Origin of the sequence: Thalassobius sp. MITS945101 (assembly GCF_047123305.1) — a bacterium.
Classification (GTDB): domain Bacteria; phylum Pseudomonadota; class Alphaproteobacteria; order Rhodobacterales; family Rhodobacteraceae; genus Thalassobius.
In genome coordinates this window covers 1887725-1900457 of the sequence record NZ_CP138918.1, presented here as the reverse complement: position 1 = coordinate 1900457, position 12733 = coordinate 1887725, and the positions used below count along the sequence as shown (strand labels likewise).

At 56.2% G+C, this 12733-nt stretch carries 10 protein-coding genes, 1 tRNA gene and 1 pseudogene; 8 read left to right on the top strand and 4 right to left on the bottom strand.

The window, feature by feature from the left end:
• Positions 1–296: 296 nt before the first annotated feature.
• Positions 297–536 (top strand): GntR family transcriptional regulator, encoded by a 240-nt coding sequence (locus SIC14_RS09630; RefSeq protein WP_412565610.1) that lies wholly within the window; start codon positions 297–299, stop codon positions 534–536.
• Positions 537–944 (top strand): FCD domain-containing protein, encoded by a 408-nt coding sequence (locus SIC14_RS09625; RefSeq protein WP_412565609.1) that lies wholly within the window; start codon positions 537–539, stop codon positions 942–944.
• A gap of 61 nt (positions 945–1005) precedes the next feature.
• Here the strand turns inward: SIC14_RS09625 and SIC14_RS09620 are convergent, their stop codons facing one another.
• Positions 1006–2640 (bottom strand): methyl-accepting chemotaxis protein, encoded by a 1635-nt coding sequence (locus SIC14_RS09620; protein WP_412565608.1) that lies wholly within the window; start codon positions 2638–2640, stop codon positions 1006–1008.
• A 397-nt stretch (positions 2641–3037) separates the two neighbouring features.
• On the opposite strand from SIC14_RS09620, the pseudogene SIC14_RS09615 reads away from it, so the two are divergent.
• A pseudogene (locus SIC14_RS09615) lies at positions 3038–4334 on the top strand (IS3 family transposase).
• 530 nt (positions 4335–4864) lie between these two features.
• On the opposite strand, the gene SIC14_RS09610 reads toward SIC14_RS09615, so the two are convergent.
• Positions 4865–4954, bottom strand: a tRNA-Ser gene (locus SIC14_RS09610).
• Positions 4955–5272: 318 nt separating this feature from the next.
• On the opposite strand from SIC14_RS09610, the gene SIC14_RS09605 reads away from it, so the two are divergent.
• Together SIC14_RS09605 and SIC14_RS09600 are read left to right on the top strand one after the other, a co-directional pair.
• Positions 5273–7459 carry a YjbH domain-containing protein gene (locus SIC14_RS09605; RefSeq protein WP_412565607.1) on the top strand — a complete coding sequence of 729 codons (2187 nt, stop codon included), beginning with the start codon at positions 5273–5275 and terminating at the stop codon, positions 7457–7459.
• Positions 7456–8106, top strand: coding sequence for a YjbF family lipoprotein (locus tag SIC14_RS09600; protein WP_412565606.1), 651 nt, complete (start codon positions 7456–7458; stop codon positions 8104–8106). Before SIC14_RS09605 ends, SIC14_RS09600 begins: the two co-directional genes overlap by 4 nt.
• An 87-nt stretch (positions 8107–8193) precedes the next feature.
• Here the strand turns inward: SIC14_RS09600 and SIC14_RS09595 are convergent, their stop codons facing one another.
• Both SIC14_RS09595 and ychF read right to left on the bottom strand, forming a co-directional pair.
• Positions 8194–8391 carry a hypothetical protein gene (locus SIC14_RS09595; RefSeq protein ID WP_412565605.1) on the bottom strand — a complete coding sequence of 66 codons (198 nt, stop codon included), beginning with the start codon at positions 8389–8391 and terminating at the stop codon, positions 8194–8196.
• A 277-nt stretch (positions 8392–8668) separates the two neighbouring features.
• The gene (gene ychF, locus SIC14_RS09590; protein WP_412565604.1) at positions 8669–9766 is read right to left on the bottom strand and encodes a redox-regulated ATPase YchF; all 1098 of its coding nucleotides are present in this window, start codon (positions 9764–9766) and stop codon (positions 8669–8671) included.
• A 145-nt stretch (positions 9767–9911) separates the two neighbouring features.
• On the opposite strand from ychF, the gene SIC14_RS09585 reads away from it, so the two are divergent.
• From SIC14_RS09585 to SIC14_RS09575, 3 genes are all read left to right on the top strand, one after another.
• A complete protein-coding gene (locus tag SIC14_RS09585; RefSeq protein ID WP_412565603.1) occupies positions 9912–10331 on the top strand; it encodes a VOC family protein in 420 nt (139 codons plus the stop codon).
• Positions 10332–10423: 92 nt separating this feature from the next.
• On the top strand, positions 10424–11215 hold the full coding sequence (trpA, locus tag SIC14_RS09580) for a tryptophan synthase subunit alpha (protein WP_412565602.1): 792 nt from the start codon (positions 10424–10426) through the stop codon (positions 11213–11215).
• A gap of 254 nt (positions 11216–11469) precedes the next feature.
• Positions 11470–12633: an L-lactate dehydrogenase gene (locus SIC14_RS09575; RefSeq protein WP_412565601.1), complete on the top strand. Its 1164-nt coding sequence runs from the start codon at positions 11470–11472 to the stop codon at positions 12631–12633.
• Positions 12634–12733: the final 100 nt, after the last annotated feature.

The following is a 12733-nucleotide window of genomic DNA, read 5'->3' as shown; positions in this document are numbered from 1 at the left end:
ACAAATGCATAAATGCGATGCTTTTACCGCATTGGCCAAAGGCCGTGGCACAGCGGAAGAATGTTAGGACGAAGGCAACGCTCACAGGCCATTTTCGGCACTCAGCAATCTGACACCCTGAAAACTTCCCAAGAAAAAGACGATGGAAAAACTGGCCTCGCAAAGACGGCCGACAAGTTCCAAACTGAAGCATCCAAGCAGGGAAGGGTTGAATTTTGGCGGGCAACTATAAATACACAGACACAGTAATTTAAGGGTCGTGCCTCGTTTGATGCGTCCTTTGTAGGAGATGCCCATTGAAGCCGATTGTCATGACGCTTGCAGCTCAAACTGCCGCGATTTTACGCGGCGAGATCCTGTCTGGAGAGATTCGTCCAGGCGCGGTGCTGCTGCCTGCCGAAATCAGCAAAAGGCTGGGCATGAGCCAAGCCCCCGTTAGAGAGGGCTTGCAGTATCTGGTTGCCCAGGGGCTTGTCGAAGAGAAACCAAATAAAAGCGCTGTCGTAGCCACCATGGGCGGCAATGAGCTGATCTAATTGGCCGCCACGATTTTTGCACTTGAATTGTCGGCATCAATTAGAGGCACTTTGAACATTTCGGACGACAACATCAGAGCTATGGGCCGCGTGCTGGAGCAGATGAGAGATCGAACTCTAAATGCGAGCAAGTGGTACGATCTGAACCAGCTCTTCCATAGCTACTTGTTTCGTTCGAGCAGCTGGCCAACGATGATCCAGAAAATCGAAAATGGGCGTGAAAACTTGAAGCGTTTTCAGGTCGACGACGAGCTAGTTGATCCAAACTTCGATGCCTTTGACGATGAGCACGCAGCAATTTTCAACAGTGTGCAAGAACGTAACTTGGAGGCAGCTTCTGAAGCTCTAAAAGTCCATTTCGACAATAGTTTGGCGCTCCTGGAAGCTAAGTTTTGCACCAGTGATTGAACCGGTGAAAATTCGAAATAGGCGGGCACTTTATAGAGGTGCCCGCCCAACACGCCAGTCACTAAGCGACATTAGATCGCAGAGGAATAAAATCTTCATCATCGTCTTGGGCACTTAGATCGAGCGACACGACAGTATTTGTTTCTGCAGTCGCGGTCGTTTCGCTACTTATGGTTTGTTTGTCTTCATTTTGGCTTGCACCTCGCTCCTCTAACTTAAAGCCGCTAACCGTCTCCTGTAGAGTTCTTGCCTGCGCTGACAGCTCCTCAGCAGTGACCGCAAGCTCCTCAGAAGCGGCTGTGTTGGTTTGGCTTGAGTTATCCACTTGTCCCACAACAATACCAATTTGTTCAATCCCTTTGGAAATCTCAACGTTGGATGCAGCAATATTCCCTACAAGCTTTGAGGTCGACTGAATTTCAGGAACAAGCTCCTCCATCATCTGCAAGGCAGTTTCTGAAGAAGACACAGTAACAGTGGTTAGGCTGTTGATCTCTGCTGCAGCTTCCTGACTACGCTCAGCAAGCTTTCGCACTTCGCTGGCCACAACGGCGAAGCCTCTACCATGATCTCCCGCTCGAGCCGCCTCCACCGCAGCATTGAGAGCCAGCAAATCTGTTTGGCGCGCAATCTCTTGAACAACTTCTATCCGGTTTACAATTGTTTCAAGATGCTCAGCCGCCTCTCTCACAGCTTCACCGCTCTCTTTTGCACGATCTGCTGCCTTCAAAGCAATTCCTTCGGTTGTCTGTGCGTTTTCCGCAGACTGCGCGATATTTGCGGCAATCTGCTCCACTGAAGCAGAGGCCTCCTCAGTTGCGGCAGCCTGGCTCACAGATACTTCCTGAAGTTGCTGCGAGGTCGCTGACACCTGAACCGCACCGGATGCCACATTGGTGGCCGAGGATGTAACATCGCCAACCGTTCCTCGTAGGTCGGCGACCATCCGATTAAGGTCTGTTAGTAGTGATCCAATCTCGTCATTACGCTGCACAACCACTGTGCTGGTAAGATCGCCTGCCGCAACGCTTGCGCTTAGCTTTTGAGCTGCAGACAAACCCTTGCTAATGCTGCGCATGATCGCAAAGCCAGTCCCGAGGCTAAAAACTAAGGCTAGCGAGATTATTCCGATCAGCTCAAGCCTAGCCAAAGCATACTCTTCCGATGATTTCTTGACATCTTCCGCTAGCACTTCGGTCTCGTGTGCCGAGAAATCATGCACCAGCTTGAGGATCTTTTCATCATAAAAGCCGCCTTCTACAACGAGCTTGACTGCAGCAGCTTGCGGATCCCCCTGCACATATAGCTTCATAGCCTCTGCATTTACGGCCTCAAGTTTGTGTCGAAGCGCCGCAAACTGATCGAGAATACCCCGTTCTTTTGCAGCCGCGTGTCCATAAGATCGGTCCAACAACGCTTCCTCTTCGTGCTCCAACTCCTCCAAATGCTCTTCAATTTCATGATGCAGTTTAGGGTCATCAATCATCACAAAGTCCCGGACGACATTCTGAATGCGTTCCTGGATGATTGCTAATTCGTCGAGATCTCTGAGTGCCTGAAAATCTTCGGTCACTATCTTTTCGTTTCTCTCCTTAAGGATTTGCATCTCTTTGAGGGAAATCCAACCGATGACGGCAATCATCAGTGTTAGAAAGGCAAATGAAGCTGCCAACTTAGTCTTTAATGAAATTCGCATTTGGGTACTCGCTCTTCGTGTTGCATTTGGCGAAACCGCAAGAACTGAGAATTCGCGCTTCTACCGTTTCGCCAGCAGGCAGATGGCCGGAGAGAATCGCAATCCAAAGTTAAACCGATTCTTGCGTTTCTCAAAATAAGCTACGACGCAATAAAACCTCAATTTAGGTGATCGGAAGCCATTCCGTCGCTAAGAAGATAAAAAGAACTATCTTAAGTACTTGAAAAATATATACTGAATGTAATGAAATATATTTTGTATTTTATACTTCAAGGGGGCGCCTTGACGGCTGATTTACGACCATAGGGTGTTAAGAGCCCCGTCTGTCTGAGACTGACCTGAGCCCCTAAATGTCCTCCAGTTTTGTGTAGAGTCCGCCCAACTTAAGGACGGACAAATGAAGACGAGATTCACCGACGAACAGATCATTCAGATGATCAAGGAACAGGAAGCTGGCGAGAAGACGGCTGACGTGTGCAGGCGCTATGGGATCAGCCAAGGCACCTTCTACAAATACAAGTCGAAACGAGCCTTGGAACGCCATTGGTCCGAGTGACAATGGCGAGTGCGGTATGGAGCCTTCGGATGCGAAGAAGCTCCGGGCGCTAGAAGCCGAGAACGCGAAGCTGAAGAAGCTTCTGGCCGAGCAGATGCTCGACAATGCGATGTTGCGGGATGTGAACTCAAAAAAGTGGTGACGCCCGATGCCAAGCGGAAGGCGGTGGCTCATCTGGTGGAGGTCCATCAGGTGAGCCAGCGTCGGGCGTGCTCTGCTTTGGACGTTGATCGTTCGACGGTGCGGTATCGATCGCGCCGGTCGGATGACACGGACCTGCGCGATGCCATGAAGGCGGTCGCCAAGGAACGTCGCCGGTTCGGCTATCGGAGGCTGCATGTGATGGTCGAGCGTCAGGGCTGGCCCCCTCTCGGCAGATTTGCATTGCAAATCGCCTGCCGGGCAACGAGTGAACCACAAGAAGTTCCGTCGGATCTATCGCGAAGAGAAGCTCCAGGTGCACCGCAGGGGCGGTAGAAAGCGGGCTTTGGGCACGCGAAGGCCGATGGTTGTGCCAAATGGCCCAAACCAGCGTTGGAGCCTCGATTTCGTGTCTGATGCGCTGACCGATGGTCGCCGCTTCCGTATCCTGACTGTGGTGGATGATCACACGCGTGAGAACTTGGCGCTGGTGGCCGATACATCGCTATCGGGCTTGCGGGTCACGCGAGAACTGGACCGGCTGATTGCAGCGCGGGGCGCCCCGTGCACGATCGTGTCGGACAACGGAACTGAGTTCACCAGTATGGCCATACTGCGATGGGTGCAGGAAACCGGGATCGACTGGCACTACATAGCGCCGGGAAAGCCAACGCAGAACGCATTCATAGAAAGCTTCAACGGCAAGCTGCGCGACGAATGCCTCAATGAAACGCTGTTCAGCTCACTGGCCGAGGCCCGGGAAATGCTGGAAGCATGGCAAGAGGATTACAACAGTCAAAGACCACATTCGGCGTTGGGCAATCTGACACCGAAAGAATTTGCTGAGAAAACGATGATGGACAAACTGGCCACGTCAGGCCATCAAACCAAACCCAAGGGCTCTCCAGGAGGTGGAGGAAACTTGGGGCTCAGGTCAACTTGCATACTTCTAAAAACGCACGCCACCAAACACCGAAGTAACAAGAATTGCGATTGAGAATGAGCCCTCGGTCAGCTTTCTGAGAGCCAGCTACTTGGCAAGTATGCATTGACTGAGGGTGAGGTCATCGATCTAAGCGGGCATTCTAACTCTCAGCTGGATCTAATGTTCTAGCCTAGGCAATGACTGCAATTCTTCGATCGTTACATGTCGCACTTGCAAGATCTCTAGACGTCCGATGACCGCAGCAGGCCCAAAGAGATCAATCCAAGTACCGTCTTAAATGGCCGGTTTGGGGGTGCCGGCCGGACTTTGCAAAGTCCACTTACTGCGCCTAGCAGGCGCGTGGCTAACCAACCTTAACTCGCAACCGCGCTCTAGATGGTTCCGTTATACTTTGACCAAAGTGTCAAAAAGTCGGAAAAATGCGCGCTTGACGTGGATCGATTGAATACACTCGTTTCCCATTACCGGGGTAGCCTGGGGGGTACGGGGTAGATCATTGCACACGAAAATGTTGGCAGCGAAGGGGCACACCCTTGAGCCTGAAAAGATGTCCAATAAATTCAAAAACTAGTCGATGTAAATGGCGGAGACGAAGGGATTCGAACCCTCGAGACCCTTCCGGGCCTACTCCCTTAGCAGGGGAGCGCCTTCGACCACTCGGCCACGTCTCCGCTGACCCGTATATGCGGCAGATACTGGAGAAACAAGGCGGTTTTTTCACTTTTCTCCCGCCCCAGGAAAATAAGGGGCCTCGGGACAATTCCCGCGCCGGATGTAGCCATGAGTTCGATTCGAACCAGACTTCGGACGCGGCATGCTTGCTCTGGGGCCGTCGCAAACGCTTGACCGTCAATTGCCGCGCAGAGTGGGGTTGTGTTGGCCACATGCAACTATTCCCTTTTGCTCGGAAAAACCCCGGAGATTTGATGGACAGCGCAGGCGGAATTTCTTAGGCATGAAGACAAGCATTTGTTGCGGATACTGATCTCATGACTTTCCATCGACCGTTGATTGCACATCTCCTCCCGGCCGCACGTCTGCGCGTGGTGCGGGCCAGTCTTCTTGGCGGCGTTGCGTTGATCGGATTTTGGCCAATGATGGCCGCCTCAGAGAACCTGTTCGCTGTACCTGAAAGCCCAACACACAACATGTACGGCGTGCCGGGTCTGATTGACATGCCAACGGCGGATATGGCGCCGGACGCACAGCTGTCCTCGAGCCTCAGTCACTTTGCCGGCACAACCCGGTCGACCCTGAGTTTTCAGGTCCTGCCCCGGCTGAGCGGGTCGTTTCGCTATACCGCAATCGACGGCTACATGCCGCGCGACTACACTCTGACCACCTACTATGACCGCAGCTTCGACCTGCGTTATCAGCTACTGGATGAGGGCCAGTATCGCCCCGCCGTTACCGTTGGTCTGCAGGATTTCATCGGCACCGGCCTTTACGGGGCGGAGTATATTGTGGCCACCAAGGGGATTGGTGACAAGCTGCGCCTGACCGGTGGCTTGGGCTGGGGACGGCTGGGCAGCTCTGGTGCCGTTGGATCCACCGGCACGCGCCCAACAGCGCTTTTGGGGCAAGGTGGCATTCCGACCTATGACCGTTGGTTCCGCGGCGACGTCGCACCATTTGGCGGCATTTCCTATCAGGTCAACGATCGTCTGACCTTTAAGGCGGAATATTCCTCGGATGCCTATGGTCCCGAGCGTGGCATCACCCCCGTCGCTGTTGATGGCAACCGGCTGCCGGCGACCTTTGATCGGAAATCGTCCTGGAACATCGGCGCGGATTACCGGTTCAAAAACGGCAACCAACTGTCGATTTATTCGCTTTACGGGTCCGAGGTCGGCGTCCAGCTGTCGATCTTCAACAACCCACGTTACGCCAAAGCGCCCAGCGGCATTGAAACCGCGCCCACACCGATCCGTCCCCGTTCGGCGGCCTCATTGGATCAGCTTGGCTGGAGCGCAGATGACCTAGGCATGCGGGCAACCAAACAAAAGCTGGCGCAGGCCATGGCTGCCGACGGGCTGAAGCTGGAAGGCATGACCCTGACAGCGCGCAGCGCTACATTGCGGATGAGCAATGACAGCTACAACGCCGAACCGCAGGCCATTGGCCGTGCCGCCCGCCACATGGCGCGGGTGCTTCCCGGGTCGGTGGAGCAGTTTACAATTGTACCGGTGTCCCGCGGTCTGGCGCTTTCGGCGGTTACCCTGCAGCGTCGCGATCTGGAGCGGTTGGAACACGCCCCGGCCGAGGCCCTGCTGGCACGCACCCAGATCACTGACGCTTATGGTCAGGTGCCTGCCTACGAGTTGAGCAACGAAAAACGCCACAAGTTCTCGGTGGCGCCCTATGTCACCCTGTCTGTGTTCGACCCGGACAACCCCGTGCGCGTCGATGCAGGGATCCGCGCCAGCGCAAGCTATGACATCACCCCAAGCCTGCGGTTCTCGGGATCGATCGCCAAAAAACTGGCGGGCAACCTGGACAGCGTGACCCGCGCCATACCCTCGAACCTGCCACGTGTGCGTACCGACTATGCAGAGTACAGCAAGCAGGGCGATCCAGCGCTGGAACATCTGACCCTGACCCATTTTGGTCGACCGGGCAGAGACCTCTATAGCCGGATGACCGTTGGCTATCTGGAGACCATGTATGCGGGTGTTTCTGGTGAACTTCTGTGGAAGCCGGTGGACAGCCGCCTCGCGCTTGGGGCCGAGTTGAATTACGTAAAACAGCGAGATTTTGATCAACGTCTGGGGCTGCGTGACTACGAAGTCGCCACCGGTCACCTGTCGGCCTATTACGATTTTGGCAACGGGTTTCACGGCCAGGTCGACGCTGGGCGCTATCTGGCAGGCGATCTTGGGGCCACCGTTTCCCTGGACCGCGAATTTGCCAACGGCTGGCGAGTGGGCGCCTATGCGACCTTCACCGACGTGACCGCGGATGATTTCGGCGAAGGCTCTTTTGACAAAGGCATTCGCCTGACAATCCCACTGGCCTGGGCGCTCGGCAAACCCACACGACGTGAGAACGATCTGGTCATTCAGTCGCTAACCCGCGACGGTGGCGCGCGCCTGAACGTGAATGACCGTCTTTATGGACGTGTGCGCGATTATCATCAGCCGGAACTGGCAAAAGAATGGGGACGTGTGTGGCGATGACTGTGAGACGGTTCCTGAAAACCGCAGCGGCTTTGGGTGCTGCCCTGACCGTTGCAGCCTGCGACACCGAAACGGTTGGGGGCGCGGTTGTCTCACAGCTGCTGAAACGCGGCGAGGCCACCGATGGCGGCACCAATGTGGCGCAGTTTCTTGCGCAGGCGAAAGGCTCTGTTGCGCTGATTGCCTTCGAAGGCACGGACAAGACCAGCGTGGCTGCAGTGGTGGCCAACAATCAGGGCTATGCCACCTATCTCAACCCCGAAGGCCAGTCGGTGACTGCGCGACACGGGATGCTGAGCGCGACACGCGGCTTTGCAAATGACATCATGTCGTCAGATCTGGAAAGCTCCCTGGCACTGGTGCGCGCCAAACGCACGGGCACGGCCACCCGACAGATGCAATACCTGGACGGCCAAGGCCAAACCTTTACGCTCAGCCTCAGCTGCAAAGTTCAACTGGGTGATCAGCTGCAATTGGAAAGCGGCGAGGTAAAGGCCTCAACCCGTATCGTTGTGGAAAGCTGCCAGAACGGCGAGGTGAGTTTCGACAACACCTATATGGTCGACAACCGCGGTGAGATCCTGAGCTCGCGGCAATGGATCAACCCACAGGTCGGCACTGTCATTTTCCAGCTGCTGCGCCGTTAATCCCCGCGCGGCAGCCCTCTTACCCGCAGACAACAAAAAAGCCCGGCCAAGGCCGGGCTTTTCCGTATTCTGTTTTGATTCCTAAACTTAGGAATCGCCTGCGGCGACAACACCGATCAGGACAGCTGCGCCGGCCAGAGCCAGCAGCGGCGAAACGGCGCTACCGGTAGCAACTACCGGCGGAACGATCGTGGGGGCTTCATACGCATCAACGTTGCCAGCCGAGGCGGGAACGGCGGTTGCGATTGCCAGGGTCGCTGCAACAGCGAGAGTAACTTTTTTCATAATGTTGCTCCAAACATCGAGAATCGAATGACTCAGAGATTTCCTCGTCATCTACAGTCTTGGCACAATAGAAGGCAAAAGTGAACCACAACCCAAGAGGAACCCTGTATTTTCCCGAGAGGAGGCGGATTTCCACGCAAAACGCGACCCTGTTGCAACAATGACGCGGGTCAACGGCCCAATTTCAGCCAAAAATTGGCAGTTTGGAAAGCACGCCTTGGTCAGTCGCGCTCCGCCTGCCCTGTGATGGGACGGCGGAGCGCGGCGCAATGATTAATCAGGTGTTGAAGAGGAAGTGCATGACGTCGCCGTCCTTCACTTCGTAGCCCTTGCCCTCGGCACGCATTTTGCCTGCTTCCTTGGCGCCCTGTTCACCGTTGTTGGTGACATAGTCATCATAAGCAATGGTTTCAGCGCGGATGAAGCCACGCTCAAAATCGCCGTGGATCACACCCGCCGCCTGCGGGGCCATTGTGCCGACTTTGATCGTCCAGGCGCGGGCCTCTTTCGGGCCAACGGTGAAGTAGGTTTCCAGATGCAGCAGGCTATAACCGGCGCGGATCAGGCGATCCAGACCCGGCTCCTCCAGCCCCATTTCGCCTAGGAACATCTCAGCCTCTTCCGCTTCCAGCTGGCTGATCTCTTCTTCGATCTTGGCCGAGATAATCACGTGGCTGTTGCCTTGAGAAGCGGCCATTTCGGCAACGCGGGCGGAATGTTCGTTGCCGTCCGCTGACTCATCCTCGGCCACGTTGCAAACATAAAGCACCGGCTTGGTGGTCAGCAGCTGCAACATCTTCCAGGCCTTGAGGTCTTCTTCATCCACCTCGACCAGACGGGCAGGCTTACCGTCTTCCAGCATGGCCTGTGCTTCGGCCAGCAGGCGATCCTGCTGCTGGGCTTCCTTGTCGTTGCCCTTCAGCTTGCGCACCAGATTGGCGCGGCGTTTCTCGATCGATTCCAGATCGGCCAGCATCAGCTCGGTCTCAATGGTGTCGGCATCCGTCACCGGATCCACGCGGCCTTCAACATGGGTCACATCGCCATCTTCAAAGCAGCGCAGCACATGGGCGATGGCGTCCACTTCGCGAATATTGGCCAGGAACTGGTTGCCCAGACCTTCGCCCTGCGAGGCACCCTTTACCAGGCCAGCAATGTCCACAAAGGTCATGCGTGCCGGAATGATGCTGGCGGATTTGGCGATGCCGGCCAATGTGTCCAGACGCTGGTCAGGCACGTTCACCTCACCCACGTTCGGCTCAATGGTGCAAAACGGGAAGTTTGCCGCCTGCGCCGCAGCGGTTTTCGTCAGTGCGTTGAACAGGGTCGATTTGCCCACGTTCGGCAGACCCACGATTCCCATCTTGAAGCCCATGTCCAGCCCTTTCTCAATCCTTGTTTCAAGGGGCTTCTAGGCAGTTGCTGACGCCGTGGCAAGCCACGTGTTACCCTGCCTGTATTGAAGTGACCCCACTTGGCCCCTGCCCCCTTGCAGCGCCATGATCACAGGAGGACAACAAATGACATTCAATCCCTACATTTACTTCGACGGTGAGGCAGAGGCCGCACTGCGGTTTTACCATGAGGTTTTTGGTGCCAGCGACCTGACGCTGATGCCCTACCACGAAGCGCCCGAAGGAGAAGGCCTGCCGAAATCCGACCGCATCATGTATGGCCACATCATGCTGGGCGACGCCTGCCTGATGGCCTCGGACGTGATGCCGGGGATGGAGGCAGGCCCACAGCAGGCGGTGTCCATCAACCACTCTGTACCCGACTTTGAAACCGGCAAAGCCCTGTTTGACAAACTGCTGGAAGGCGGCGCGGTGACCATGCCTTATGAGCCGGTTTTCTTTTCCAAAGGCTTCGGGATGGTGAAGGATAAATTTGGCACCCACTGGATGATCGGCGTCCCGCCGGAAGAGCCTGAGGCCAGCTAAATCTGGCATGCCCAATCTCAGGCTCAACTGGCATTGATTTTCCGCGCCAAAGCAGGCACATGCAAAGGGAGTGATTTTGAAGGACTGCCCGCATGACCCGCATTGACGCCAAATTCGCCGCCCTGAAAGCTGAGGGTAAAAAAGCCTTTGTGTCTTATGTGATGGCGGGGGATCCCGACTATGCGCAGTCGCTGGAGATTGTGAAAGCCCTGCCAAAGGCCGGTGTCGACATCATTGAGCTGGGCCTGCCTTTTACGGACCCGATGGCCGATGGGGAAACCATTCAGCTGGCCGGCCAGCGTGCACTGGCAGGCGGCCAGAGCCTGCAAAAGACCCTGGATCTGGCAACCGAGTTCCGCAAAGAGGATGACACCACCCCGATCGTGCTGATGGGCTATTACAACCCGATCTACAATCGCGGGGTCGACACCTTTTTGGCGGACGCCAAGGCGGCCGGGATCGACGGGCTGATTGTGGTGGATCTGCCGCCGGAAGAAGACGACGAGCTGTGCATTCCGGCGCAGGCAGCGGGGCTGAACTTCATTCGCCTTGCCACGCCGACAACCGATGAAAAGCGCCTGCCCAAAGTGCTGCAGAACACCTCGGGCTTTGTTTACTACGTCTCTGTGACCGGCATCACCGGCTCGGCCGAGGCGCAGGCGGGCAATGTCGGCCCAGAAGTGGCGCGGATCAAATCCGCCACCGATCTGCCGGTGATTGTGGGCTTTGGCATCAACACGCCCGAAGCTGCAGAAAACATCGCCTCGGTTGCCGATGGCTGTGTCGTCGGCTCGGCCATTGTGAAAGAGATCGGCGCCGGCAAGTCGGTTGAGGAAGTGGCCGGTTTTGTCGCCTCGCTGGCAGAGGGCGCCCATCGCGCCTAACCAGATTTACCTGACAGGTTTGAAAGGCACGCCCATTGTGGCGTGCCTTTTTTCGTGTTGCCTGCTTAAAGATTTCTTGGGGCGCTGCCCCAAACCCCGGGATATTTGCCCCAAGAAGAAGCCCATCTGGCGCGGTTTCGCGGCGTTTTGGCGCAAATTGGTTCGAAAGCCTACAGAAGGGATTGCCCGAACCCGGTCTGGTTGGTAAGGAAACCTCACCAATACGGGGATAAACCGAGGGGAAGTGCATCACCATGCCCGTGATTACCAATATCGAAGACCTCAAACGTATTTACAAACGCCGCGCGCCGCGGATGTTCTATGATTACGCGGAAAGCGGCAGCTGGACCGAACAGACGTTCCGCGAAAACTGCTCGGACTTTGACCAGCTCTACCTGCGCCAGCGCGTGGCCGTGGACATGTCAGGTCGTTCGACCGCCAGTCAGATGATTGGTCAGGATGTGGCGATGCCCGTGGCGCTGGCCCCGGTGGGGTTGACCGGCATGCAATGTGCCGATGGCGAAATCAAAGCGGCCCGTGCCGCCGAGAAATTTGGCGTGCCCTTCACCCTGTCGACCATGTCGATCAACTCGATCGAGGATGTGGCCGAGGCAACCAGCAAACCTTTCTGGTTCCAGCTTTACACCATGAAGGATCAGGATTTTGTCAGCCGCCTGATCCAGCGCGCCAAAGCGGCAAATTGTTCTGCCTTGGTGATCACTTTGGACCTGCAGATCCTGGGCCAACGTCATAAAGATCTGAAAAACGGCCTGTCCGCCCCGCCCAAACTGACCCCCTCGACCATTGCGAACCTGATGACCAAATGGTCCTGGGGCCTGCAGATGCTGGGTGCAAAGCGGCGCAACTTTGGCAACATTGTTGGCCATGTCGAAGGCGTGTCGGATGCGGCGAACCTGGGGGCCTGGACCGCAGAACAGTTTGACCCCTCGCTGGACTGGGGCAAAATTGCCAAGATCAAAGAGGAATGGGGCGGCCCGGTGATCCTGAAGGGCATACTGGACGCTGAAGATGCCAAGATGGCCCTGTCGGTTGGCGCTGATGCGATCGTGGTGTCAAACCACGGCGGCCGCCAGCTGGATGGGGCAATGAGCTCGATCAAGGCGCTGCCGTCCATTTTGGACGCGGTGGGGGATCAGGTCGAAGTGCATCTGGACAGCGGCATCCGGTCTGGCCAGGACGTGCTGAAGGCCCTGGCGATGGGGGCCAAGGGCACCTATATCGGCCGCGCCTTTGTTTATGGTCTGGGCGCGATGGGCGAAGCGGGCGTCACCAAGGCGCTGGAGGTGATCCACAAGGAACTGGATGTCTCCATGGCGCTTTGCGGTCGCCGCCGGGTGGAGGAGCTGGACAAGGATATCCTGCTGATCCCGGAAGGTTTTGAAGGCCGCTGGCAGTAAGCGCCGCCAGACGCCACCACACCATGCCACATAACAAGGCCCGGGGTTTTGACACTCCGGGCCTTTTCGTTGCACTGTGGGCCGAAAGCGCCAAGAGGTG